The 25,153-nt window shown below is 51.0% G+C and carries 22 protein-coding genes; 21 read left to right on the top strand and 1 reads right to left on the bottom strand.

The window, feature by feature from the left end; genetic code table 11:
* Position 1: 1 nt before the first annotated feature.
* Entirely contained in the window at positions 2-403 is a 402-nt protein-coding gene (locus tag ACI2J2_RS23910; RefSeq protein ID WP_404761000.1) for a DapH/DapD/GlmU-related protein, read from the bottom strand.
* 292 nt (positions 404-695) lie between these two features.
* Here ACI2J2_RS23910 and ACI2J2_RS23905 point away from each other — a divergent pair, with 292 nt between their 5' ends.
* From ACI2J2_RS23905 to trbC, 21 genes are all read left to right on the top strand, one after another.
* Positions 696-1,160, top strand: a complete 465-nt coding sequence (locus ACI2J2_RS23905; RefSeq protein WP_404760999.1) for a DotD/TraH family lipoprotein — start codon at positions 696-698, stop codon at positions 1,158-1,160.
* Positions 1,157-1,942 carry a type IV secretory system conjugative DNA transfer family protein gene (locus ACI2J2_RS23900; protein WP_404760998.1) on the top strand — a complete coding sequence of 262 codons (786 nt, stop codon included), beginning with the start codon at positions 1,157-1,159 and terminating at the stop codon, positions 1,940-1,942. The genes ACI2J2_RS23905 and ACI2J2_RS23900 overlap by 4 nt, the downstream gene beginning before the upstream one ends.
* 33 nt (positions 1,943-1,975) lie before the next feature.
* Entirely contained in the window at positions 1,976-3,133 is a 1,158-nt protein-coding gene (gene traJ / locus ACI2J2_RS23895; protein ID WP_127146997.1) for a plasmid transfer ATPase TraJ, read from the top strand.
* Entirely contained in the window at positions 3,133-3,399 is a 267-nt protein-coding gene (gene icmT / locus ACI2J2_RS23890) for an IcmT/TraK family protein (protein WP_404760997.1), read from the top strand. Before traJ ends, icmT begins: the two co-directional genes overlap by 1 nt.
* Positions 3,400-3,541: 142 nt before the next feature.
* Positions 3,542-6,775: an LPD7 domain-containing protein gene (locus tag ACI2J2_RS23885; RefSeq protein WP_262190548.1), complete on the top strand. Its 3,234-nt coding sequence runs from the start codon at positions 3,542-3,544 to the stop codon at positions 6,773-6,775.
* Between the two features lie 9 nt (positions 6,776-6,784).
* Positions 6,785-7,276 (top strand): hypothetical protein, encoded by a 492-nt coding sequence (locus tag ACI2J2_RS23880; protein ID WP_241389994.1) that lies wholly within the window; start codon positions 6,785-6,787, stop codon positions 7,274-7,276.
* Positions 7,277-7,368: 92 nt separating this feature from the next.
* A complete protein-coding gene (locus tag ACI2J2_RS23875; RefSeq protein ID WP_127147001.1) occupies positions 7,369-8,043 on the top strand; it encodes a DotI/IcmL/TraM family protein in 675 nt (224 codons plus the stop codon).
* Positions 8,044-8,045: 2 nt separating this feature from the next.
* Complete coding sequence (locus tag ACI2J2_RS23870; protein ID WP_404760996.1) at positions 8,046-9,053, top strand: DotH/IcmK family type IV secretion protein; 1,008 nt, start codon at positions 8,046-8,048, stop codon at positions 9,051-9,053.
* Between the two features lie 4 nt (positions 9,054-9,057).
* Positions 9,058-10,290 (top strand): conjugal transfer protein TraO, encoded by a 1,233-nt coding sequence (gene traO, locus ACI2J2_RS23865; RefSeq protein WP_127147003.1) that lies wholly within the window; start codon positions 9,058-9,060, stop codon positions 10,288-10,290.
* Positions 10,290-11,033, top strand: a complete 744-nt coding sequence (locus tag ACI2J2_RS23860) for a hypothetical protein (RefSeq protein WP_404760995.1) — start codon at positions 10,290-10,292, stop codon at positions 11,031-11,033. Before traO ends, ACI2J2_RS23860 begins: the two co-directional genes overlap by 1 nt.
* An 8-nt stretch (positions 11,034-11,041) precedes the next feature.
* Positions 11,042-11,572, top strand: coding sequence for a conjugal transfer protein TraQ (gene traQ / locus ACI2J2_RS23855; RefSeq protein ID WP_010895872.1), 531 nt, complete (start codon positions 11,042-11,044; stop codon positions 11,570-11,572).
* Positions 11,573-11,587: 15 nt separating this feature from the next.
* Positions 11,588-11,989, top strand: a complete 402-nt coding sequence (locus ACI2J2_RS23850) for a DUF6750 family protein (RefSeq protein ID WP_241389997.1) — start codon at positions 11,588-11,590, stop codon at positions 11,987-11,989.
* 84 nt (positions 11,990-12,073) lie between these two features.
* A complete protein-coding gene (locus tag ACI2J2_RS23845) occupies positions 12,074-12,679 on the top strand; it encodes a hypothetical protein (protein WP_241389998.1) in 606 nt (201 codons plus the stop codon).
* A gap of 2 nt (positions 12,680-12,681) precedes the next feature.
* Positions 12,682-15,756, top strand: coding sequence for an ATP-binding protein (locus ACI2J2_RS23840; protein WP_404760994.1), 3,075 nt, complete (start codon positions 12,682-12,684; stop codon positions 15,754-15,756).
* A gap of 140 nt (positions 15,757-15,896) precedes the next feature.
* Positions 15,897-17,123: a conjugal transfer protein TraW gene (gene traW / locus ACI2J2_RS23835; protein WP_241390000.1), complete on the top strand. Its 1,227-nt coding sequence runs from the start codon at positions 15,897-15,899 to the stop codon at positions 17,121-17,123.
* A complete protein-coding gene (gene traX, locus ACI2J2_RS23830) occupies positions 17,116-17,679 on the top strand; it encodes a conjugal transfer protein TraX (RefSeq protein WP_404760993.1) in 564 nt (187 codons plus the stop codon). The genes traW and traX overlap by 8 nt, the downstream gene beginning before the upstream one ends.
* Before the next feature lie 64 nt (positions 17,680-17,743).
* A complete protein-coding gene (locus ACI2J2_RS23825; protein ID WP_241390047.1) occupies positions 17,744-19,888 on the top strand; it encodes a DotA/TraY family protein in 2,145 nt (714 codons plus the stop codon).
* A complete protein-coding gene (locus ACI2J2_RS23820; protein WP_241390002.1) occupies positions 19,885-20,463 on the top strand; it encodes a hypothetical protein in 579 nt (192 codons plus the stop codon). Before ACI2J2_RS23825 ends, ACI2J2_RS23820 begins: the two co-directional genes overlap by 4 nt.
* 128 nt (positions 20,464-20,591) lie before the next feature.
* Positions 20,592-21,902, top strand: a complete 1,311-nt coding sequence (locus ACI2J2_RS23815; protein WP_404760992.1) for a conjugal transfer protein TrbA — start codon at positions 20,592-20,594, stop codon at positions 21,900-21,902.
* Positions 21,903-21,915: 13 nt separating this feature from the next.
* Positions 21,916-22,929 carry a hypothetical protein gene (locus ACI2J2_RS23810; RefSeq protein WP_404760991.1) on the top strand — a complete coding sequence of 338 codons (1,014 nt, stop codon included), beginning with the start codon at positions 21,916-21,918 and terminating at the stop codon, positions 22,927-22,929.
* A 37-nt stretch (positions 22,930-22,966) separates the two neighbouring features.
* The gene (gene trbC, locus ACI2J2_RS23805; protein ID WP_404760990.1) at positions 22,967-25,144 is read left to right on the top strand and encodes an F-type conjugative transfer protein TrbC; all 2,178 of its coding nucleotides are present in this window, start codon (positions 22,967-22,969) and stop codon (positions 25,142-25,144) included.
* Positions 25,145-25,153: the final 9 nt, after the last annotated feature.

Here is a 25,153-nt window from a genome sequence, read left to right as displayed (position 1 = left end):
TTCATATGCTTCTTTTAAAAACTGCCGGAGCCCCTGCAAATAAAGTATTATCAGGGACATTTGATGTTACGACGCTGTTCGCAGCTATGACACTGTTGTTTCCTATGATTACACCAGGCAATACTACTACGCCAGCACCTAACCAAACATTACTCCCAATTTTTATTGAAGAAGTAATAACTTCACCGTGTCTTGATTTTGGATGCACAGGATGACTGACTGTCGTTAATGTCACGTTAGGTCCGATAAGCGAATTCGAACCAATTGATATGGCGGCATTATCAAGAAAAGTACAACCAGAGTTAATGAATACATTACACCCTAATTTTATATTCCCAAACTCATAAAAGAATGGTGGAGTGACAATGCTATTCCCTTCAAAAATAACTCCTGATTTTTTCATCAAGATATTTATATTTTTGTTGGACAAACATCTTGAATTTATAAGTGACGTGCCGCGTGAGACCTTGATTGATTTGCAAAGTTTCGAAGTGTAGTAAAATATCATTGTAATGTCTCGTTATTATTTATAGATTAATTATACAGTCAAAATCAGGTCCATTCAATTTAATCTGATAAAAACAATCTTGAAAATCAATTACTTCAATAACAAAACCAACTAACTAATGACGTGTGAAACATTGCTTGAGTAATTGCAGTGGTTATTTTGAAAAATTCAAACAAAGGATAAAGACATGAGGTTATTTTGCATATCATTATTTGTGCCTATTGTGTTAAGTGGATGCCAGCTCCATGATAAGAACACCGCAGTCATACCGTTTCAAAATACGGATGCTCAATATAATGCGGAGCAAGTTCTAAACGCTCAGAGCAATTTGTATCTATCTGGTGCAATAAACCAAGTTCGAGTTCCTTTTTTTGTGCCAGGCATCAGTGCAAATTCTCAGCGCGTAACCGTTAACTGGGATGGTGATGCTATCGAACTGCTCAGCCAGTTGGCGCATCAGCGTGGATTGACCTTCGCATACACAGGAGTACGTCTTCCTCTCCCCCTGACAATCCATGTACAGGACGCAACCTTTGAACAAGTGCTGCGTTTGGTTCGCACCCAGATCGATTGGCGAGCCCAGTTGGAACAACAGCCTACAGAACTACGGCTCTATTTCATGTTACCCCTGAAAAAAGGAAAACTGGCATGACACGAAAAGCCCTGGCCCTGTGCCTGGCACTGGTCACGGTGCCGGCTATCGGGGCTACAACTGATTCATCTCCCCCTCCGAGTATTGATGCCTATTTGTCACCCAAGACCATAGACAAACATGGCCTTAACGACACGCTCTGGCAGCTACTAAATGATGCAGGTCAAACCGTTGGTTTTCGTGGGGGAAAGGCTCAACGCGCCTGGGAGCTTCAACAGGCTCTGAATAGTCAGAACGATACGCTGAATCGCCTATATACATTCGCCCCCCTCATCAGCAGACAAGGTTGGTTGCCACCGGTGATCGTGGCATCAGAGTCCCTGGCCCACATTACCGATAGTCAGATCCGCACAGCCAACAAGGTCTACAACATTCTCGTTCCCGAGCGATTTGTCAGTAACCCGCCGACCTGGCGCCAATATTTGTTGGCTGGCTTGGGCATCAATACTGACATTCCAACGGAAATACGTCCTAAAAATGGAGATGAGGAAAAAGTCTGGAGGGCAGCCATAGAGAAAGGGTGGCAAGAAGGGCGAGAAAGTGCCGATAGGACCCTGGAAAGTAATTTTGGCCGGCTAACCAGGGATTACACCGGCATGGTGCGCTATTCCACCCTTTTACAGCAGGGCATGATCACTCCACCAGTGGTTAGCGAACAACTGCAGTCTGTCACCGGCTCGAAAGACAAGCTGATGCTGGGCGATAAAGTCCGTGACCTGAAACAGCACGCTGGTTTCGAGCTGGATAAAAAACGCTGGAAACCCACGATAAACACCCGATAGCAACCTGCACCACACTCAGCAAGGAGAGCCGACATGACGGATTTAGACAGTTTTGATTTCAGAGGTGGTCTTACCGCTGACAAACTCCGAGAGTTCTTCGTTCACTGTTACCGCCATAACGTTTCGGATATACATCTACAAAGTGGCAGCCCCATCGTTGTCGATCATCATGGCCGTAAAGTGGTCGCCGGTCAGTTCCCTCTGGAGCATGCCAATTTGGTTCGCCTGATTGATGAGGTATATACCCCGGATATCAAATCCCTCGTTCAGGGGGGGCAAGGGGCCGATCGTCCCCTGCAGTTAGAAGGTGACAATAATGGCCGTTTTGGGCTCGAACGCGGTGAGCGTGTCAGATTCCGGACCAACTTCATCCAGGCAACGATCGGTGCACTCAATACCGCCATTGCCATGACTCTGCGTATCATCCCGTCGAACATCCCCATCCTGGAGGATATGGGGATAGAAGAGGATTTGTTCCGCAGCTTTTTACCGATGGATGGCATGGGGTTGGTCTGCGGCCCAACGGGTTCGGGAAAGTCCACGCTTCTGGCCTCTGTATACCAGCATTACGGAGAAACAAACCCTAACGGCAAATTGGTGACCTATGAGGATCCTGTCGAGTATTTGTTAAACAGTCCTCGATTATTGCTGCGACCGCAGCAGTCTGAAATAGGACGCGATGTACCCAGTTTTGCCCACGGCTTGCGCCTGGCTTTACGTCGGGCACCTCATATTATCGGCATCGGTGAAATTCGTGACCTTGAGACGCTCCAGGCTGCAGTCGCTTGTGCCCAGTCCGGACACTTAACGTTAGGTACACTTCACGCCTTCTCACCCGGGCATGCGTTTTCACGCTGTGTCTTGATGGCACCCAACGACTCACGTGAACAAATCGCCTTCGACCTTCTGGATGCCATGCGCTTTGTCGTTGTGCAACACCTGTTGCCGACGATCGATGGCAGACGCCAGGCCGTCAGGGAATATGTGCTGTTTGATGACGACTGGCGCCACCGGCTTGGACTCGAACACTACTCACGCTGGCCAGACATGATCAACGCAACGCTACGGGAAAAACAAAGTCGGATCGCAGATCAAGCCTGGACGATGTTTGTTGAAGGCCGCATCGATAGCCGTGTCGCAGAAAGAGTGATCGGTTGGCGGGAGTTCACCGATAAACAACGGAGGCATTGATGGATAACGACTATTCCCCCTGGCTCGACAGTGGACGGCCTGCCACCTTCTGGGGCATTCCCGTATTGGTTTATCTGGTGCTTCTTATCTGGGTCATTTGGCCAAGTCTGCCCATGCTCATGTTTTGCATCGCCTTGCTGATTTTTTACAAGGTGCTGGCCATCTTCGGCTACACGCTAACAGTGCTGTTGCAACGCCTGCTGCACCGGCTGCGGGGAAACATCATTACCGGGCGGCCTTGGTGGTATCGAAAATTTTTTGAATAGGAGCTGTGATGAAAGAACAATATGCAAAATCTGACACGCCATTGCTGGCCGGCTATTTACTCCAATCCCTGATATACCGCCCTACTCGCATTTGGATTGGTATCTATTCGGGTAATGTCGACGAACTGAGCTGGGAGGGGATATGAAAGTCACCGAACCGACTTACCTGGTGATCCCGTTTGAGCAACTTAAAGAAGCCAAGCGCCAGGCAGGCAAACTTGAAAATGGCCAGAATGCCCTTGAGTTCGATGCAGATAAAAAATTGTGGTTCGCCAGACCCGGTGCTGACCTCAGTAAGTTGTCGCAATGGCGTACCGACACTGCTCTGGTGATGTCTGCACAGGGCGATCCGCAACAAGAATTTGGCGACTTTATCCGCGTCCTTGGGGGAAAACTCAGCGGGCCTCCTGAAATGGATGGAAAAGCTCACCGTATCGCAATGGATGATGATAAACCCGGGAAACAGTCAGGGGTTTATGTAGGCCATAAGGATGGCTTTGCCAACGGCTGGTTCACCGACCATCGCGCGGGAGATCACCGTAACGTTTGGTCATCAGCCTCTGTCCGGCCAGATCCTACTGTTATTGCTCACCAAAAGGCGATAGCCGCTCAGGAGCAACATCGGCGTGAACAACGCAAGATAAAGGAACACAATCAGGTCGCACAGGCATCCGCCTCTCGTTACGCCCCCCTCAATCAGGCTGGCCATAATCATGCTTACCTGAACAAAAAAGGAGTCAAAGCCGCAAAAGGTCTCCGCTCAGAACGAGAAAACCTGGTCATTCCGCTCAGCAATGCGGCCGGGGATATCCGTACACTGCAAACCATCGCCCCCGATGGCAGTAAACGCCTCAGTAAAGGTGGCCAAAAGGAGGGCAGTTTCTTTGTCGTCGGTGGATCATTGAAAAACGGCAATCCCATCGTCTTTGCCGAGGGGTACGCGACTGCATCCAGTGCGGCAATGGCCCTTCAGCATCCCGTCGTCATGACCGTTGACTCCGGCAACCTGGTAAAAGTGGCGAAAGCCCTGCATGAACACTATCCCGACAGCCCTAAGCTGTTTTTGGGTGATGACGACCTGCCAAAACCTAAACGTCCTGGTAACCCGGGTAAAGAGAAAGCAGAAGAAGCCGCAGACGCCACGGGCGGCAAGGTAATACTGCCAACGTTTACGCAGTCAGAACGCCAACAAGGCCTCACCGATTTTAACGATTTTCACCAGGCCCGGGGGTTAGAAGCATTAACGCAATTCCTGGCACCAACATTTGCCGCATTGAATGTCACTCAAGTGGAGCACACCGTGGAAAATATCCCCGTCGCTGAACCGGCACAGGCACCGGTAGACGATATGCCACCTCCGTCCATACCGGAACCAACCGAACCGAACATCAGTACCAACGACGCTAAGATGGCAGCGTCATCCGATCCTGAGCCAGCTGTCACGGTGGCAGCATCTGCTGAACCTTCGCTGCCCGTCCAGGAGGACTATGCCGACTACAGCCATATTATTGCAGAACTGGATGAACAGGAGACCCTGGAGTATTCACCGACAGTCCCTGCCCCAGCATCCATAAAGGATGAGCAGGAAACTGATGAAGCTAAATTATTAGATAAACAGGCAAAAACTGCACCCAAAGAATTAACATCACTTACCACGACAGCGGATCATGTCGAAGACGTTAATGAGCCTGTTTCATTTGCCCGTCGGCTAACACCCACACCGAATCCAGACCCCGTAAAGGAAACAACCAATACATCTCCAACGGAACCCCGGGCTTCCGACATTGAGCCCGAAGTTGACGGTATACGGATAGAAATGCCAGACGGCAAACAAACTCGCCAGGTAATCCCTCTTGATCTGGATGCATTAATGCAACAGATCACTCATGAAATTGCAGCGGATGGCCGTTCTGTAAAATATTTGTTCTCCGGTGAGCCCGCTTTTGTTGACCACGGTGACCGACTCACGATGGCCAATGCCACGGCAAGCCAAAACGATGCCATGATCTTGACGGCCCTATTGGTTGCGCGAGAGCAATATCGGGGACGTATTGAATTGACCGGCAGCGATGAGTTTAAACAGCGGGCTGTGACGTTGATCGCCGAGTACAACCTCGATGTCAAAATGAAGAACCCACAACAACAGTTGATGCTGGATGAAGCGCGCAAGGCATTGAGCAATGAACCCGCACCGGGAGACACCCCAACGCCGGTCGGAACGCCGACGGCGGCGATTGTGCCAGAACGCGGGTCAACATCATCCTCTGTTGCCCCCTCAGAAAAAAACAGTCTCCCGCCGGAACTGAGACCGACGGTATTGCCGACCGATGAACCCCGTAACGCCAGCCGCAAAGAGAGCGAAGCCGGACTGACCGGCACCTTACTGGGGCATGGTCAAGCTCGCTATAACTTCGACGAGTCGGAGAACAACAGCTACTACGTGCATTTACGCACGGCTGGGGGCGAACGGTACATTTGGGGGAAAGAACTTGCCCAAATTGTACCCGCCAGTGGTCTCAAGAAGGATGACGTTGTTACGCTGAGATGGTTAGGCAATAAAGAAGTGACTGTTACGGCTAAAGTTCGGGATGAAAAGGGAAAGGTCATTGTTGATGCCGACGGTACTGAGAAAACGGAGGAAATCGTCACCCATCGCAATCAGTGGGAGATTAAACCAGCTATCGACCCACAATTACTGGTCAGCCACGAGCAACAGGCCACGCCACCGGCAACATTGGTTGCTTATGACATGACCCACTTTACCGCATTGCAGCAACAAGTGATCCAACTGGCCAAAGATGCCGGTATCTCGTTGCCACCTCTCCCTGAACCTACCAACGATCTGGTGTGGCTTAAACCCAACGGGGAAGGAACTGCCGCCCCGGCAACACGCCCGGCACAACCAAACCTGCCGGTACAAACCCAGGATGCCGGTACGGTATTGATGAAAGCAATGGACAGTGAAAATCAGCTCAAGCTACTGCTGGTTAAAGGCCTGGGTGAGTATGTTCAGGGCGTTGTGCAATATCAGGGCGAATATCATCCGGTGCTGGGCAAACTCTGCACCAATGACAAGGGCCATCGTTATCTGGCACTCAATGCTGTGACTACCGACGGTGTAACAGCGATCGGTTACGGTAATGCAGTCAATCATGAGGCTGGAGCCAATAATGCCTTTGTTTTCAGGCTGAAAGGGGAAAAGGATCGCCTCTACGCACCACTGGTTGAACCGGCAAAGTGTCCCCCGGCCCTGCATAAACAACTTGGGTTTACGCACGACTACACTCCACCGTCGCAAGCCCCGCAGCGCCGGGACATCGATATTGTGGAGAACACCTCCCGGCCTACCCCGCAGTCACCCCGTCCTGGGGTGTAAGGAGTCATTATGCAATTACGCTCAATTTTACTGGCCGCGTTGCTGGCCAGTACGTTTACGTTGCCGACGCATGCCGCAACGTGTCGGGCAGCTTCAGCGGCTCAAATCGGTGCTCAAAACGGCTATGAACGGGATCGTAAGGCAGCAGAAGCCTGGTCTCAGCGCGAAAATCAGGTGTCCAGTGGATTGCAGCAGTGTTTAGGCGATATCAGCACAGCGATCACCGTGCCAACCTTTCCCGATCTGAGCGGTATTCTCAACGGAATAAAAGACAAGATTTGCCGCGCCGCACACAACAAGATCCAAGAGTATATTCCGAGTCAAATTGACCCCTGGGGGGATTTATCCTCTCGCAGCGGTGGCCTGGTCGGCACATCTTCCCGTTCGGCCAATGTGCCAAAGAATTACGCTCCAACCTCTTACCAACAGGCCCCTGTTGCTTCCTCACCGCCATCGCAACCCTCTAACGCGACCGGCGGGGATTACCTCTTTAGCCGTTAATACGTCTTCCGCCAAATCAGCGGATGCTACCTGTTCCTCCTTGCAGTCTCACCGGGCATAACCTGGTGGGGCCAGTGCCCGTGGATAACGTCATGCAAAAGAAACAACCTGTACCTCCTTCACAGGAGTTACCTGGTCCCTACGACGCCGCCATCGCGCAGCATCAGGCCAATCAACTGAATGTTAGCTTAACCCGCAAGTCATTGACCGCCAACGTGTGGCAAAGCGCCACCATCACCCTCTGTCTGTTGATTATTGGTGTGTTGATCTACGCCGTTTTACACCCGCCGGTGAAGTATTTCGCCACACAGGATGGTCGCGTAATTCCCCTTACTCCAACAGACCAAGCCGCGTACAGCGATGCCGATGTGACCGACTTTGGTAACCGTGTGATACGTGAAGCCTTCACGCTCGACTTCGTCAATTACCGAACGCAGATGAATAACCTGCTTCCGCGTTTTTCCGATGAGGGATTTCGCAGTTACTACACCGCGTTGACAACGTCCAACGTCCTCGCGGCCGTTAAAGACAAGAAAATGAACATGTCCGTTATGACCTCTCCGGGAGTCATCGTCAGCAAAGGGACGCTGGAGAACGGTGTTTATGCCTGGAAAATCCAGTACCCCACCAAATTCAAGATGACAGGCCAAACGTCGTCTCTGCCCGAACAAAGTTTTGTTGTGTCGCTGCTGATTCAACGTACCGATCCCCGGTTGAAAAACACCGGTATGGAAGTGTCCCAGCTCATTACCTATGAGGCTCAATAGTTATGAAAACCCCTTTTGCCGGTCTGTTATTACTGACTGTCGCCAACAGTTTTGCCGCCACTACCGCTGATGTTACCCCGGCACCGAACGCTTGGCAGCCTGCCCAAACGATGGCCCCCCCCCCGGCAGCAAATGTGGTTCAAAACACCCCGGTACCGGTGCAGGCAACGACAAACTCGGCCCCTAATACCCCTTTACCTCCGGCTGGGAATACACCGTTGCCCTCACCGGCACTGACTTATGCCGAAGGTCAAATGGCCCCCCTTTCCCCGGACGATGTAACGCACCTGCGTAGCACATTCGATCAGCTGCAGCGCAGTGAGAGTCGCTCCCCGGTGACTGCCGTCCCGCGGGTCAGTTCACTGACAGTGAATCTGTCACCTGGAGCATCGTTACCCATGCTGCGAGCCCTACCAAACTTCCCAAGCACCATATCATTCACCGATGAAACCGGCGCCCCCTGGAATATCGCGGCCCCCCCGGTGAACGGTAACGAAAACGGTTTCTATATCCAGTTCATTCCAAACAGCGCAGTGATGTCCGTACAGGCAAGGCGTGCCTATGACTCCGGCAGCGTCACGGTTTACTTGCAAGGCTTGCCAGTACCGGTGGTCATTGCGTTATCCAGTGGTGAGCCGGATAACGCGGACAAAGCTCAGATAACTGACAGCAGCCTTAACCTGCGGATCCCCATGCGCGGGCCTGCAGCCAAAGCATTACCGATCGCAAGAGAGAAAATCAGTTTGGATAACCCCACGCTGCAAGCCTTCCTTGATGGTACCCCGCCCAAAGAAGCCAAACGGTTGAAAACCAGTGGCAATGTCCCGATGACCAACGTCTGGCAGATAGGTGATGACCTTTATATCCGGTCTCGCAGTGAGCTACGGGATGCCTTTGTTGAGACCTCCTCTGCCGCTGACGGTACCCACATCTGGAAGCTGCCGGTGACCCCGGAAGTCGTTTTCTCCGTTCAAGGGCGTAATGCCACTCTGAACATCAACCTGGAGTAAAACCATGGCTATTGAAAAAGATGCCGCCAGCGACGGGAAAAAGACCGCCATGGTCATAGCAGGTGCCGTCGTAATTATCGGTGCAGGTGTCTACCTTGGGTGGGGCTACCTAAACCGCCCTGAACCAACCCCATCGCAGTACAAACTCAATCGTGTCGCTAATAATGCGCCTCGCAACAGCGCCGAAACCGTCCAGTACCAGCGGCTGCAAAGCGAGGCCAACACCATCGGCTATAAAACGGCTGACAATGGTGGAACCAGTTTTGTAGCGTCATTGCGAATGAGTGACATCAATGCAGAAATGCCAGCACCGGCACCACAGCCGGTCAGCCTGAATACGACACCAGTTGATACTCAGGAAGGCAGCAATCCACAAAATGGCGGTATTGCCGAAGACCAAAAAGCGGCGTTGAAGGGTTATTTGAAAACACTCAACGATCGCTGGAAGCCCGGGAATATGCAGTTGGCCAGCGCCTTTGGTCAGGGAGCTCAGAACCAACAAGGTACAAACCAACCAGCTGACACATCCGCAGGCGGTTCATTCGGGAACTGGACTCAAAGTCTACCTGGGAATGCACCAACGGTAACCCCCGCCAGTCTGGAGGCACAAGCCAAAACCCGGGCAGACATCGTGGTCGTACCGCCAAATACCCGTCGCCCTGGTGTAATCGACAGCGCTGTGGATTCTGACAACCTCAACTCCATCGTTCTCGCGCATATTCCTGCAGGCGTGCTGGCGGGTGCCAGTTTCACCGCTCAGGGTGTTCAGTTGGCTGGCGATGGTGTCGTGATCCACTTTACCCGCATGACGCTTAACGGCGCTGATTATCAGGTAGACGCTTACGCCCTGCAGGACGACACGTTGCAATCGGCGGTAGCAAGTGATGTTAGCAACCGCTACTTCAGCCGCATTTTTGTGCCAGCCCTTGCCTCGAGCGTCGGCGGCCTTGGAGATCTCTACAAGCAACAGAACACCCAAATACTGTCCACCAATGCAGGGACGATTTCCGGCGGTACCGGCAAGGTCAGCGGTTCAGCTGTGGCCGGCACGATTGTCGGCGGCCTGGGAGCCAATGCCGGCAAGGTGATGACCAATGATGCTTCTCGCCTCCCGGTCAAGCAGGTCAAAGTGTTCAAAAATCAAATCGTGGCCATCCAATTTATGAAAGGGGTGTATGAGAGCGACAGAGTCAATAAAAGCGCAGTAGTTACACCGCTCAACGCAGGAGAACAGTAATGTCCAAGTCCCATTTTGATCTTGATGCCCCCCCACCGGAGCCATTGGCGGAAGATACCGATATCCCTGAAACGCCCATCGTCAGTAAGCCCATAAAACAAAAGCTCATTACATTGCCGCTCGGTATCAAGGTGACACCGATTCAGGCAGGAATAATGGCGTTGAGTCTCATCGGGATCGTGATGTTCGGTGTGATGCGCAACAACCCACATGACAGCGGTGCCCCGCCACAGTTTGCGGCCCAGGAGGTGGTGAGTCCGTCAGTTTCGACACCGGTAATATCCTCTCCTGCTGCCCCCGCCACTCGGGATCAGCCAACGTCGGCAGCAATGCCAATCCCCGAACCCACCGAGCACGCCATTGTTACTGAAGCAACACAGCGCGCTATCGAGAACAACCGTGTATTTAGTGAGAACAACCGGGAAGGAATCAAGGCACTCGACGAGAGAATACGCGCACTGGAACGCCAGGTTAATGCGCTGGCACAGCGCTCATCGTCCGCAATGGTTACCACGCAACCTACAACCGTGGCTCGCTCAGCCAATCATGGTCTTCGGGCCAGCAAAAAAAACCATTCCCTTCGTGGTGCAACGATCGCAAGCCTTTACCCGGGGCTAGCATGGGTTAATTACCAAGGCAGCACCTGGGCGCTACGTCCCGGTGATCGCATTGGTAATGCCACCGTTCAGAGTATTGACACCACACAACGCCAAGTGATCACCACCGCCGGTGTTATCCGGTAGGGAGAACTATGGATTTGGTCCAAATGCTGGCCAATGCCGTCAATAACGTGACCGCTGTCGGGATCCAACTGGTTCTTGCGCTGGGTGCTGTTGGCGGTCTGGTCATGTTGGCGTTGCACTTTGGAAACATTGCCAGCAAAGCCAGGCGCGGCCAGGTACAGGATGGCGCAGGGAAAATCCTGTCCGTCGTATTGGTGTGCGGCTGCATCATCGCACTGCACCAAGTCATGAACGCGACCTCGCAGCAGATGGCTCTGGGCAATGTCACCTTTGGCGCGATTGCTTATGTGTCAGAGGGCAAATATGGTCCGGCTGCGGTCGCCATTAACGCCGGCCTGACTTTGCTGCAGTGGGTCGGCGTTATTTATGCGTTGCAAGGTTTACTCCGGTTGCGACGTTCACAGAAGGACGGCCATACCGGACTCAGTGCCGGTGAGGATGTTTCAAGCGGCGTTAAACGAATCATTGTCGGCACAATGCTCGCAGTCAGTCCCCGGGTACTCGATGCCCTTCAAAACACACTTAACATTCATTGGTAAAACATAGAGGTAATAATGAAAGCTCGTCACTCCCTGAAAGATATCCCCCTGTTCGTCGCGGTTAAAGGTGCCCTCATGGTCGATGCAGTACGCCGGTATTATGCCCGTGCCATTGCCGGGGGACTCGCGTGGTTCCTGACCCCTCTGGCCCATGCTGACGATGACATCGCCGGTATGATCAAAGGGTGGCTTGATGGGATTTACTCGCTTAAAGAACCGATCGTCAATGCCTCCATGGTCATCGGAATTGGATGCATTGCCGGAGCAATTGGTCTGATGGCCACTAAGAAAAACAACCCTCAAATTAAAGTTGGGCACATTCTGGTCCTGTTGGTTGCTGGCGCATGCTTTATTGCACTCGATCAGATGGCCAGCCGTAGCCAGAAGCAGATGACCCTTAACCCAGTAGGCATTTAACACCTGATGGCCAGTCCAAAGGGCTGGCCATTTCGTTGAGGCTCGCCCTTCGCCTCCACTGTTCCCTCCAGCCCTGGAGTTCATATGTTGGTATTTTCTATTTCCCAGCGTGTTGCTGGATTTTCTCGATCGGCTAAACAACAAGAAATTCTAGATGTGACTGCACGCCAGAGTGGACACTGCTGCGAATTCTGCGGTTATGAGTCGCTTAAGAACACGGCAATTTTCCGCGACAACAATCCTTTGAATACAGCCCCTGAAAACCTCAGTGTTGTTGATCCGCTGTGCCAGGCGTGGCAGCAACTCGATACCGTTACTGCAGAAGCCGGCGTAATGATCTACCTGCCGACGTTACAGCCCGAAGATGTCAATCACCTGCAGCGGGCCATTGCCCAGGCACTGAGTTCAGAAGACGAAGACTACCGCCGGGACGCAAAGGCCTTGCTGGATTGGCTGACGTCGCACGACAAACCGGTACAACAGGCCTGGGGAACAACACATCCACAGGCATTCGGCGATGCACTTAAACAATTACCTACCGATCGCCGAAGTCTTCTTCTATCACGCTGCCGTCACCTGGCGTTAGCGCTGCACCCTGGCCGCATTGTCGGCCGACTAGCCACCACGGGTTTGGATGCTGGCACCACCTGGTGGTTACACCTGTACCGTGATTACAAAGCCCGGAGTTGACCATGATTATTGATAAAATCGAAGACGCACTTGCCTTCTTCTCCCGCTATACCCTGGGAAGAGATTTCGCGCAGTATTGTGACCTGCGCACCGTCATTGGCATGACGCCCGACGATAGAATTCGTCACCCGTCTCTGGACGCACCTTACATCCATGTCACCCACAACAATGATTACGCCAGCTGTTTTGAAGTCCTTGGCGCATTTCGAGAATTTAGCGAAAACGTGCCTAAGACACCGACCGAACAACCCGAGGCCGACAGCTACCTGCGTTTTGTGTTGAAACTTCGGGATGCACTAACAGGCGACTTTAAGGCTCTGGGCCATAAAATCAGCATTGTTTTCGAGCGGGATCCTAGTCGCGGTAAAGAAGAAATTTCCCGATTGGTGGAACCTCAGCGGCAGGCCTATCGCAAACTCGGGTTAACACTTGATGATCTGGTCGATGAGCAAATCACCAAAATGTCCCCCTATGTTGCCCGCGAGCGTGTATGGCTGACGGTTTACACGGCTATTTCCTCCCTGCCCGCAGCGGAACGTAAAGAAGAAACACAACACCAGGAGCAACAGTTTAAAAATGTACCGGAGGCGCGATTCGGTCAAAATCCGGTGTTTGCTGAGTTTGAGGGACTGAAACTCCGACACGATGCCTTTATCGACAAGTTGGCCAACGACCTCACTAATGGTAACGAGGGGGTGATGGTTCGCTTACTGGACGCTCACGAAGCAGGGCATATCTTACGCGACGAAATCGAACGCCTCAGCACGGATGAAAGCTGGCAACCTCTGCTTCCTGGCGACCGGGTGATCCCACATGGAAAATTGCGCGATGACGATATCAGTGGTGCATTGGCTCCTCACCTCAATTTCCAATATTGCGATACCGAGGTAACACCCCACGGTAATTTGATCGAAGTTGACGGATTGTTCCATGGCCAGCTCGCAATGACGCTGGCACCACAGCGGCCAGAACCTTTCAGCCAATTGTTCAAAAAGGTTCCCCGGCAAATCCCCTGGCGCTTACGTCTGGATCTGATGCCCGGCGGTGGTGCTCATCTCAATAACAAACAGAACCTGCTGTCTTTTGTCGCTTTCGTACCGTCTCTGCGTGATATCTACAAATCAGTATCCTGGTTGGTGATGCAAGATAAAAAAGAACCGGTGTGCATGATGAGCATAACAGCCAGTACCTGGGATGCTGATAAAAGCCGGTTGAAGCGCAACCTGACGCTTCTACAAAAATCGATTCAGGCCTGGGGAGTCACCTCCGTCACCCGAACCTTTGGTGATCCAATACGAGCCTGGATAAATACCTTGCCACTGGCATCCAGTTACAGCGCGCCAAATCTGATGTTTCCTCCGTTATCCGAAGGCATCAAGCTGATGCCTCTGCAGCGCCCTGCCAGTCCGTGGGGCAATGAGGGTAACTCAATACACCAAACCGTTGATGGCAAGCCCTATCCGATCGGGTTAGCCAGTGCGCTCCAGGAAAAACATACCGAGTTACTGGCTGGCGCTCCAGGTTCAGGAAAATCGTTGTTGGCCAACAGCCTGCACCTTGATGCGATAACCAATGGCAACAGTGACTTGCCGTTTATGGCCTTTATAGATAAGGGGTTTACTGCTCAAGGCTTTTACGATTTGGTTCATGACAGCCTTCCCGTTGACCAGAAAGACAAGATCATCAGCATCATTCTGCAGAACGTCGCAGACCATTGCCGCAACCCATTTGATATTCAATTAGGTCTGAAATACCCCATCAGCACTGAGCGTGATTACTTGCTGAGATTATTGACCAGCCTGTGCATCGATCCACAAACAGGTCTCGCCCCGGATGCGACGTCATGCAAACAGATCCTGTCCCGCGCCGTTGACCTGGTGTTTCGCAAAAACAGTGACACCGAACCCGTGCGGTATGGCCCGACACTGGTTCCGGAAGTGGATGCGGCGCTCAAAAACAGTGGCTGTATCTCTCAGCACGACACGCAATGGTGGGAATTGGCCACATGGTACGAAGTTCGTGACATGTTGTTTGAACATGGCCATGTCTATGAAGCCTCTCTTGCTCAGGCGCAGGCGGTTCCCGAGCTGAATGATCTCCAGGGTGCCCTCAATAGTGAAGAGTTGCGAACGGCGTTTGGCATGGTCAACCGCCCGGGATCGGATGAAACATTACTCAGTTACGTTTCGCGTTGCCTGACTCAGGCGCTATTTGATTATCCACTGATTTCCGGTCGCACACGATTTACCGTCAGCCCCAACACCCGCATCAGGATAGTCGACGTCAATAACGTGGCCGGTAACGATTCGCCCGAAGGTAAAATCCGTACCGGTATCATGTACCAATTTGCTCGCCATTTAGCGGGAGGTACTGACTTCTATCTGCCACAAATACAGACAGAACTGTATGCCAAATTGGATCCGCGCTACATCCAACTGCACCGCAAACGCATCGAGCAGTTGGATCAGGAGATCAAACTCATCTTCATTGATGAGTTGCATAACATCAAAGGCATTGATGCACTCTGGTCGGCCTTACAAACGGAGGATAGGGAGAAACGCAAGTTTGGTGTCCGTACTGTTTTCGCATCGCAGTACCTGGACGATTATCCTCAAACCATACTGGACTCGGCGAACTCGCTCTATTTACTTCGGGTACGTACTCAGGACTTCGACATTCTACAAAACACCTTCAAAGTCCCGCGGGCCACATTATTGAAACTCCTGAACACAACCAAAGGCCCGGCACCAGATGGCAGTGGTGTCACCTTCCTTGCCGTGTTCCAAACCACCAATGGCAACGTCGCACAGCTGTTGAAAAATACCGTCGGCCCTCTGCGCCTCTGGGCTTTGAACTCCACACCGGCAAACAGAGCATTACGCAATATGTTGTATGACGCGCTGGATGGCAAAACCGCACGACGGCTCCTGGCTGATGCCTTTCCAGGTGGCTCTGCAGAGAACCATATCAAGATGTTGAAAAAGCGTGCCGGCAACGACGATGAAGGTGGCGCCATTCGTCAGTTGGCAAATGAACTCATCGCCAAAGCCGGCTATATCCAGGGGAATGCTGCTTAAGGAGAAAATATGTGTGTAACAACGTTTTGGCCTCGTTTTAAACAATCATTTTTTCACTATCCCATCACCCACATCACTATTTACACCGCGCTGTTCTGGACCCTTGCCGCCTCAGTCGCCCTACACATTTGGAGCTAGTCATGTTTTGGAATCGTCAACATCCCTGTCAACTCAGCCTGCTGGCAGTACTGGTGCTAGCTGCATATCTGCCAGGCAAAGCGGTAGCTTATCCCGTTGAAGTCACGAGCAGCCTTCCAGTCGAAACGCAGGTGGCGCCAGCACTTGGAACCATAAACGGTACACTGTCAGAAATCGCCGGTACCCAGCACCAGGTCGGCGCCGCTATCAACCAGAACGGTGGCAAAGTTGCCGCACAGATTGAGCAGGCAGCCCAGGCACAGCGGGATCAGGACATATTTGCCCGGCAGACCGAGCGATTGGAACAAGCACGTCGTACCTACAGCGTTCCTGACAGTATTTGTACCGAATCCGGTTCAGGCATGGCCGCTCAGGTGCAAAGCGGTGCCCGAGCTCGCCAGGGAGCCTTGGCCAGCGGTAGTGGGATCAGTAACAGTACCATTCGTCAGGGTGTTACCTCACCAACCCCGCCTCCGGAGCAGACACAATTCCGAACGGCCGCAATACATGCCGACTACTGTGATGCCACGGATTTTGCGGCATACGGTGGAACAGCCTTGTGCAAAGGCATCTCCGATTTACCTGGTGGCGACAAGAGACTCACAGCCTTGTTGGATGGTGCTGGTCAGGAAGGGAAAGCCCCGGATTTGACCTTCAACCAACAGCAAACCGATGCAGCGATGGCCTATACCCTCAACAGTGCACCGGCGACTGCAGGTAAGCAGTTGGGGAAAGGTGAAGTCAAAACGACATCAGGTCAGCAGTACGTAGGGATAATGACACAATATGAATCGGTGAATTCTGCAGCACGCGAACCCATGTTGGCCATGGTCGCCGCCAGTCAGCCTAATGAAGCTACCCGAGATGTGTTGAAAGAAACGCTGCAGACTGCGTCTGCAACTGCGTATTTTGGGCGTACTGCGTCGGAGGAAGCGCAACGTAGCGGCATGATGTCCGAACGTGAGTTTGAACAGTTCGAAGTAGGCAGACGCTATGCCAATACGGACTACCAAACTGATCTGCAGGCAATGGAGGGGGATAATTTAGCGCGTGAGTCTATACGGATCCAATCACTGCAGAACTGGTTATTACTGGGGATAAAGCAACAGCTGCAAAAGAACAATATTCTGCAGGGCCAACAGCTGTCTATCTCAGCAACAGAAAACTATCGTCCGCAGTTGCAAGCAAAAATGCGTGAAGTCAGTGCAGGAGCTGTCCGTCATGACTGAAAAAAACGAGAAAATATCGCCACATTGGGGGCGTCGTGTTGGTAAGGGTGCGTATTACACCGCCAACATTTTTTTGCCACTCTCAGAACTGCGATATACCGCCACGAAAATCGGCCCCTCGCTGATTAACCACCTCAAACGAGCACGGCACCTCTCACCGTCTTATCAACTGGAGCAAAAACTGAGAGAGCCCATGCTGGGCTTTGACGACGCCGTTGCAGCCAGCGGAGTGTCGGCAACGGTATTGATAAAACGCTTTCACCGTCGCAAACAACTTTGCCTGGCACTGTCGGCAGTACCGGCATTTCTCATCATCAGTGTCATGCTGGTCGTCCTGGCCAGCAATATCTACACGCCGCTGTTACTGGCCAAAACGTTAGCCCTGGTGTTAGCCCTCTCGTCTTTAGCTGCAATCCTCTTCGTTCAGGCTCTCGTTTGCTCATGGCGTTTGTGGCAACTCCGGGAACGCCGGGCATCTCAGCAAGAACGTGGGGGATTTAAGGACTTCTTGGCAGAAAACCACTGGCTTAAAACAACGCTTTCACTTCGGCAGTAATCTGCAGGTATCACCTTTTCTTCCTGGCGCCCGCCAGGCAATTGCCTTCAAAAACGAGCATCCTATGAAAGCCATACGAAAATTGATGGCCGGCGTTTTGCTGTGCCTGTTTACGGCCAGTGCCTGGGCCGATACCGCGGTTAGTTTTGACACCATAGAACAAGCGGCCAAACGGTCGAGTGACCTGTCTCGCCAAATTCTGGTTATGATATTTGGTGACGTTGTCACCAATCCATTATCAACTGAATCAAGCATGATCGGTCAGCTATTCTTTGTGTTTAACGGGATAGTCATGGCCATTGCTGTCGTCTGGTTCTTGTTGGTCACAGTCAAACATCTGGTACAAGCCGGACAGCACGGGAAAATATTCAACCAGGGCAGCTCAATGGTCGGCCCAGTCACAACGACCGCGGGGTTCCTAACCCTAGTACCTACGGTCTCTGGGTGGTCCTTGGCGCAGCTCATCTTCCTTTGGGCCGCCTCTATCATGGGGATAGGCAGCGCCAATGTAGTAACCGATCGAATTGTGGATTTATTGGAAGAAGGTTACTCACTGGTGGTACAACCCGTTGCACCACAGACAGTAAGTGCTGCCCGAGCGATTTACGAAATGAATTTATGCATGTATGGGGTTAATTCGGAACTCAGCAACATGTACCAACAGTATGGTCAGGGTGGTACTCCACTGATGAGTATCAAGTCACTACCTGACGGCTTTGAGATCGGCAACGGTAGCGCTTTGTGTGGTTCCGCCCGGCTACCGGAAAGCCTGGCAGACCAGACGACCAGCTGGCTATTCCCCGTTCCCGTGAACACAGACAGCATAATCAATGCTCAGCGCAGTGCCATGAATGAGATGCAAAACACATTATCACAGGACGCATCTCAGTTTGTTTCTGCTCTGGCCAACAAACAGGTGAATGGCAGTGGTTCATTACCAGATGCTGAAACTGACATCCAGAAAGCAGCCCGAGCCTATGAAGACAGAATAAATCAGGCATTGAAAGCACAAGGGCAATCCGACGAACTGGCTTCCGTTCTCTCGGCACAGCTGAAAAAAAATGGCTGGCTGGCACTCGGATCCTGGTACCAAACGTTTGCCACCGCCAATAACAAGTTCAATGACGCCGTCCAGTTAAAGCCTGTAATTTCAGGTATGTCTGGCCTGGGTGATTTAGGGGCCAGTGACAACTACTCCAATATAAAAACAGCCTATAAAGCTCAACTGCAGAACTCCCCCTACACACCCCCACTGGGGACACAAGGAGCGAAAGATACTCAACAAGCCATTGATGCATCTGAACCATCAGCAGTATTCGTTGGTATAACAGGTTCATATATGCAAAAGCTAACAAATACCATTGCCACCTCTAACCTTGGTACTTCTGGTATTGATAGTGATCAAATGAATCCTTTGTTAAAAATGAAATTCATTGGGGACATTACGCTGGGAACTGCCGAGGCCACCTTAGGGGTGTTTACAGTTGCCAAAGTGGCAGCGGCGGTCTCTACAAACGGATTTTGGGGGAAAGTAATTGGCGCATTCTCGATGAATGCAACTGAAGGACTTGCTGCCGTTTTGGACGCATTGTCTCCATTTGTTTATTTTATATTATTTTTGCTATTTGGGATCGGATTCAATTTATCAATTTACTTGCCATTCATTCCTTTTATCTTTTGGCTTGCTGCAGCAGCGAATTGGCTTGTTAGTGTATTAGTTGGTGCGACAGGCGGAACACTATGGGCAGCAACTCACATTGGTTCCGAGGGAGATCGAGGACACAGGTCAGCTTATGGTTACATATTTCTAATTGATGTAATGGTTAGGCCAATGTTAATGGTCTTTGGCTTCGTATTCGCCAGCATCATGATAGTAGGTTTAGGTTCATTATTAAACATGATGTTTGGCCCAACAATTGCCAATGTTCAAGCTAATTCAATTACTGGAATATTTTCTCTTCTTGGAATCCTTATGCTTTACGCCCGTATTTGTACAACGACGGTGACGCGTGTTTTTAGTTTGCAAGTAACCATGCCAGATTACATTATCTCTTGGCTAGGCGGACGAGAAGCAGCCAGCATTCTTGGTGGTATGGTTGAGTCAACAAAAAGCATATTCGCTGGTTTTTCACATGGACTACAGAGATCGCCTGGTGTAAAATTCAACCATAGGGGATCTAACAGCGAAAATGGAGATGGCATAAAATGATAAAATCGAGAGTGTTTTTAAAAACCTTACTTTTAATTTCTTTACTCTGCGCCGGAGCGTATTTAATATTCTCCTCCATTGCGCTCTTCATCGTCTCTGATTCTCGAACCAACCCTCTATGGCCCTATGCTTTCTTGGCTCTTGGGCTTGGCTGTATTTATTCATTTTATCGTATAAATAAAAAGTCAGATACAAAAGCAGCCCAGATTATAAGCGGTTATTTTTGCAAAAACTTCACCCCAACAGATGGATATGAAGTTAAATCTCTCTATGACGGTAATTATTTTGGTGTGGATACGAAAAATGGAACCATGCTCTTGGTTTCAACCACCAAGTCCATTTATAAAGGCATGAGCATTGCTGACCTGGCTGGATACGAGTGCAGAGGGAATATGCTCACATTGAAATTCAATGATGTTCTTTTCTCAAATTTCACCGTCGGCGTCGATAATGAAAGGAAGTGTATGGAGTTAGGCCATAATCTTGATGTCTTACTTTCATCTACTTATCGGCCAGAGCGAGATGTTGGAAATAATTTTAGCGAATTTGTACAAAAAAAATCACTAGCACTTTAATAATACCACTCTCCATTTCAAGCGCCCTAACCGGCGCTTTTTCTTTGTTGAAGAAAAACTTCTCTTTGGTGTAACCCACTTATAACCCGCATTACTCCCTTGCGGGCATCCTTTTATCAGGAAAGTATATGGCAACAAGAACAGCCACTCCTACGCCTCAAGGCCAGGAGCGCGGACTAATGATATTTCTTATCTTTTTCATGGTCTGTTTTTTAATGTGGATATATCAGCCACCCATCATGTATGGAAGTTGTTGGATAATTTATCAACTCTGGTCTCTTTGCGACTTCCCACGCAATCACAGTTATGTTGCTGAACGGTTGAATTTATTAGCCTGGGCGGCAAATAGCGTTAACGACCTCAGTTGGAGCGAGTTTATTAACGTGATGAATAAAACAGCCGGCATTTTGTTAGCACCACTATCAGTGATAGTTGTAGGGAGCATGATTGCAGTACGCAACCATGCGAGTAACCGGACACGAAGAGATATTAACGTATATTCCCTACCTAAAATTATGTCTCGGTTCTCTCCCAATATTGTACCTGCCCTATGCTACGGCGATAAGGAAACACAACTGCTGAACTGTGACCCTCTAGAGCATAGAAGTGCGCAGTCACCGGAAGAGTTTGCCAAACAACACCAGTTGGTGATCGGTGAACGCCTTGATCATGAAAGAGCTCGCATCGTCTTCGAACAGCAACTGGGGGCCCCACTCAAAGATGCATCCAGTTTTAGCCCCCATGAGCGCGCCTTAGTCGCTGTTTTCGGGCTTCAGGCATTCTTAAAGGACCGCAAGGCAGCTGAGAAATTGCTGGATAGCTTGAATCGCTCTTGCCTCATCAAAAGCCGTCGCGATAGAGGGAACAGGGGGTATCCAGTTTTAGGACTGGCGACCAAAGCATTCCAACGCGTGATCAGTACCCCCGAGGCAAAAGCCTGGCTAGGTCGACATAGCACTACCCGTACCGCAATGTTCGCTTTACATGACCAAGACTTGCGCCTGCCTGGTCCGCGCTTTCGCTGGCTAAAAGGTCTGGATCGCACATTGTGGTATACCCTAACCTCAACCGGCCGGCCGAAAGTCTTTGTTGAAGGTGCTGGCGTGATTGCCGTTTCAAAATGGGAAACCTTGGTTGGGGAAGTATCAGAACGACTCAGAGTATCGGTACCCATGCCAGAAAGTCGAATGGACAAGGCTATCCATGGCTTGGAAATTGATTTGCGGAACCTAGGGTTAACCATAGAAGAAAAAACAGCTACCAAGCCTATTGAATGCACCCCAGATGCTGATATGGAAGACGAAGTGGGAGATGTGGTGATTTTGCGCAATCAAGACATCGTTATATCCGCAGCCACCATTGCAACAACACGTTCGCCTGAGCAACACCCCGTCAAAACTCGCACATTCACTCGCCCCAGAACACAACGCCCGTCTTAACAGGAAACAATCGATGAATACTCATTTTACTGCATCCCTGCAGGGTAAAACCCTGTCTGTTTACTCACGAAAATCCGGCAGCGAACAGGCTATTGCCATTCTTGAGCTGGGTGCTCATTCCCGCTTTTATATTAAAGATAACAACGTCTACCACGATTGCCGTGCTCTGAACCAAGCTATGATCCATCAGGGAACATCCCATGAGGAAGCCCAGACAATATTACATGCGATAAATGGCGCAGTTATGCGCCAGCACGACAGGAGGGCTCAGTGTCGCAAACTGACCGCAGGAGTCATTCTCGGTGCCGCCGTTACCATGGCTATTGTCACTGCCTGGAGCCTGGGTGCATCTGGAACCCGACCCCTTTTGGTTCCGGCAAAACAAAATTCCGCATTTCAAGCACCAGTAGTATCTTTACCTAGTTCCCACGTAGCTCCGACTCAACCGACTCCTGCAGTAATAATATCAGCAGATTCGACGCCAACTATCCGCCAGGTTGAACCAGCAGGCGCCCTCCCCAAAGCCGCCGATTATCAAAAAACGGCAGAGATTTTGCGTAAGACAGCCCAAAGTGGCCAATACACGATCCCGTTGTCATCAGGCCACGCACGCACGCTGTATGTATTTGCCGACCCGTTGTGTCACAACTGCCAGATCATTGAACCGGCATTAGAAGCCCTGTCAGAAAAATACAATGTTGAGATTTTCCCGGTGACACTTGTTGGTAAGCAACAGACCCTGAACTTGGTGAGTCCTATCCTATGCCAAGCCCCTTCGTCACGTATGGCACTATGGAAATCACTTTTCCGCACAGACGCTGGTTTAGCGTCAGGTGAAAACGCCCCACAACCTGCATCATGTGAAGCCGGGGAAACCGCAATCGCCAAAAATGACGTTGCCTTTGATTACTACACACTCCCGGGCACCCCATCTTTATTGGCAGATGATGGTCGCTACATCCCTCTGCAGTCACTGAAAAGTGACGATGCGCTGGAAGCCTTCCTGAACTCATCAACCGTCCAGTAATACCTGCCATCCGATCTTTCTCTAATTGAGGTTACTCATGTCACGTCCTGTAGAAGTCGACCCGCGCCGGGTGCGCAGGCCGCTAGGCTATACCTTTATAAATGATGCGTTACTTTCTCCAATAGGGGTTCAACTCAGTCTACTAGCTGGCTTAATTGTGGGTTTCGTTATGCCAGCCACACTGTTACTTACCGTCCCCGGGTTACTACTTCTGGTCATGCTGTTTGCCGATCGTCCGTTTCGTATGCCATTACGCATGCCAACAGACATTGGCGGCATGGATCTCACGACCGAACGTGAAATGCCCAAGTACCGCAAAGGCCTGGGCGGATTTTTCCGGTATGTGGTACGTACCCGAAAATACATGCCGGCAGCCGGTGTAATGTGTCTCGGGTACGCCCGTGGTAAAGGCCTGGCACGTGAACTATGGCTGACGCTGGACGACGCTTTGCGGCATATGCTGCTATTGGCCACCACGGGTTCGGGTAAAACCGAGGCTCTCTTGTCGGTCTTTCTCAATTCGATATGCTGGGGACGTGGGATCTGTTATTCGGACGGTAAGGGCCAGAACACTCTGGCCTTCGCCATGTGGTCTCTGGCTCGTCGCTTTGGCCGCGAAGATGATTTCTACGTGTTGAATTTCATGACTGGGGGGACAGACAAGCTACTGCAACTGTTGCTCAACGATAAGAAACGGCAACCATCAAACACCATCAATCTGTTCGGAACCGCTAACACCACCTTTATCATCCAACTGATGGAGTCCATGTTGCCACCTGCTGGCAGTGGAGATCAGGGCTGGCAGGACAAAGCAAAATCAATGCTGTCTGCCTTGGTTTATGCCATCTATTACAAATGCAAACGAGAAAAACGCCGGATCTCGCAAAAGGTTATCCAGGAATATTTACCCCTGCGGAAACTTGCAGACCTCTATCAAGAAGCTAAACGGGACGGATGGCACCGTGAGGCATACAACCCATTGGAGAATTACTTCAACACATTGGCTGGTTTCCGCATTGAGTTGATTAACAAACCATCGGAGTGGGAACAAGGGGTATACGACCAACACGGGTACCTGATCCAGCAGTTTAACCGCATGCTCACCATGTTTAACGACCTCTACGGCCACATTTTCTCAACCGATGCCGGCGATATTGATATCGAAGACGTACTGCACAACGATCGCATTCTCTGCACGACCATACCCGCGCTGGAACTCTCCAAGGGGGAAGCATCCAACATCGGTAAGCTGTACATCTCAGCCATCCGCATGACCATGGCCAGAGACCTGGGCTGCGAGCTCGAAGGGATGATGAACGATGTGCTGATCGTCAAAAAATACAGTGGCAAGTTCCCCTACCCGATCGCCATGGATGAGTTGGGTGCCTACTTTGGCCCGGGTATGGACAACCTGGCCAGCCAGATGCGAAGTCTGGGGTATATGCTCATTGTTTCTGCCCAGGATATTCAGAGGTTTATCGCCGAACACAAAGGCGAATACATGACAGTAAACGCCAACCTGCTGACCAAGTGGTTCATGACACTGCAGGACGAGAAGGACACGTTCGATCTGGCCAGGATCACCGGGGGTAAAGGATATTATGCCGAGCTGGGTTCGGTAGAACAGGCAGGCGGGTTTATTACACCTAACTACGAAGATGCAGCCAATAACTATATTCGCGAAAAAGATCGACTAGACCTGGGTGACTTGAAGGATATGAGCCCCGGTGAAGGCATGATTTCCTTTAAAAGCGCGCTGGTACCGAGTAATGCCATTTATATCCCAGATGACCAGAAAATGACGTCTTCGCTGCCAATGCGTATCAACCGTTTCATCGACGTGGAAACTCCCACCGAAGCTGAGTTATTTACGCTGAACCCGTCATTGAAGCGCAAATTACCGCCTACCGCGCAGGAGATCGATGGCATCCTTCAACGCCTTGAGCAGGCAATGGATACAACAACATCTGCCGGCATGATGGATCCCGTACTCAAACGCGTTGCTGCAGTGGCACTCGACCTGGACAACCGCGCCGACATCAGTTACTCACCAACTCAACGTGGTGTGTTGCTATTTGAAGCTGCCAGGGAAGCACTGCATCAGAATAAACGCAATTGGCGTCAGTTGCCGTCACCACCAAAACCCATCCGCGTTTCAAAAGAAGTCGCACAGTCATTGGCGAACGCCAGCACAAACCAAATCACTTTCCGCTAGAGAGAACCA

Origin of the sequence: Serratia sp. NPDC087055 (assembly GCF_044900985.1) — a bacterium.
Lineage (GTDB): Bacteria > Pseudomonadota > Gammaproteobacteria > Enterobacterales > Enterobacteriaceae > Serratia.
Note: the sequence above shows the minus strand (reverse complement) of the source record. Positions and strands in the feature narration are given on the sequence as shown.

What these genes read in the sequence shown, in the direction of transcription:
- ACI2J2_RS23910 (WP_404761000.1), bottom strand. Translation starts at nt 403, where the DNA reads ATGAAAAAATCAGGAGTTATTTTTGAAGGGAATAGCATTGTCACTCCA.
- ACI2J2_RS23905 (WP_404760999.1), top strand. Translation starts at nt 696, where the DNA reads ATGAGGTTATTTTGCATATCATTATTTGTGCCTATTGTGTTAAGTGGA.
- ACI2J2_RS23900 (WP_404760998.1), top strand. Translation starts at nt 1,157, where the DNA reads ATGACACGAAAAGCCCTGGCCCTGTGCCTGGCACTGGTCACGGTGCCG.
- traJ (WP_127146997.1), top strand. Translation starts at nt 1,976, where the DNA reads ATGACGGATTTAGACAGTTTTGATTTCAGAGGTGGTCTTACCGCTGAC.
- icmT (WP_404760997.1), top strand. Translation starts at nt 3,133, where the DNA reads ATGGATAACGACTATTCCCCCTGGCTCGACAGTGGACGGCCTGCCACC.
- ACI2J2_RS23885 (WP_262190548.1), top strand. Translation starts at nt 3,542, where the DNA reads ATGAAAGTCACCGAACCGACTTACCTGGTGATCCCGTTTGAGCAACTT.
- ACI2J2_RS23880 (WP_241389994.1), top strand. Translation starts at nt 6,785, where the DNA reads ATGCAATTACGCTCAATTTTACTGGCCGCGTTGCTGGCCAGTACGTTT.
- ACI2J2_RS23875 (WP_127147001.1), top strand. Translation starts at nt 7,369, where the DNA reads ATGCAAAAGAAACAACCTGTACCTCCTTCACAGGAGTTACCTGGTCCC.
- ACI2J2_RS23870 (WP_404760996.1), top strand. Translation starts at nt 8,046, where the DNA reads ATGAAAACCCCTTTTGCCGGTCTGTTATTACTGACTGTCGCCAACAGT.
- traO (WP_127147003.1), top strand. Translation starts at nt 9,058, where the DNA reads ATGGCTATTGAAAAAGATGCCGCCAGCGACGGGAAAAAGACCGCCATG.
- ACI2J2_RS23860 (WP_404760995.1), top strand. Translation starts at nt 10,290, where the DNA reads ATGTCCAAGTCCCATTTTGATCTTGATGCCCCCCCACCGGAGCCATTG.
- traQ (WP_010895872.1), top strand. Translation starts at nt 11,042, where the DNA reads ATGGATTTGGTCCAAATGCTGGCCAATGCCGTCAATAACGTGACCGCT.
- ACI2J2_RS23850 (WP_241389997.1), top strand. Translation starts at nt 11,588, where the DNA reads ATGAAAGCTCGTCACTCCCTGAAAGATATCCCCCTGTTCGTCGCGGTT.
- ACI2J2_RS23845 (WP_241389998.1), top strand. Translation starts at nt 12,074, where the DNA reads ATGTTGGTATTTTCTATTTCCCAGCGTGTTGCTGGATTTTCTCGATCG.
- ACI2J2_RS23840 (WP_404760994.1), top strand. Translation starts at nt 12,682, where the DNA reads ATGATTATTGATAAAATCGAAGACGCACTTGCCTTCTTCTCCCGCTAT.
- traW (WP_241390000.1), top strand. Translation starts at nt 15,897, where the DNA reads ATGTTTTGGAATCGTCAACATCCCTGTCAACTCAGCCTGCTGGCAGTA.
- traX (WP_404760993.1), top strand. Translation starts at nt 17,116, where the DNA reads ATGACTGAAAAAAACGAGAAAATATCGCCACATTGGGGGCGTCGTGTT.
- ACI2J2_RS23825 (WP_241390047.1), top strand. Translation starts at nt 17,744, where the DNA reads ATGAAAGCCATACGAAAATTGATGGCCGGCGTTTTGCTGTGCCTGTTT.
- ACI2J2_RS23820 (WP_241390002.1), top strand. Translation starts at nt 19,885, where the DNA reads ATGATAAAATCGAGAGTGTTTTTAAAAACCTTACTTTTAATTTCTTTA.
- ACI2J2_RS23815 (WP_404760992.1), top strand. Translation starts at nt 20,592, where the DNA reads ATGGCAACAAGAACAGCCACTCCTACGCCTCAAGGCCAGGAGCGCGGA.
- ACI2J2_RS23810 (WP_404760991.1), top strand. Translation starts at nt 21,916, where the DNA reads ATGAATACTCATTTTACTGCATCCCTGCAGGGTAAAACCCTGTCTGTT.
- trbC (WP_404760990.1), top strand. Translation starts at nt 22,967, where the DNA reads ATGTCACGTCCTGTAGAAGTCGACCCGCGCCGGGTGCGCAGGCCGCTA.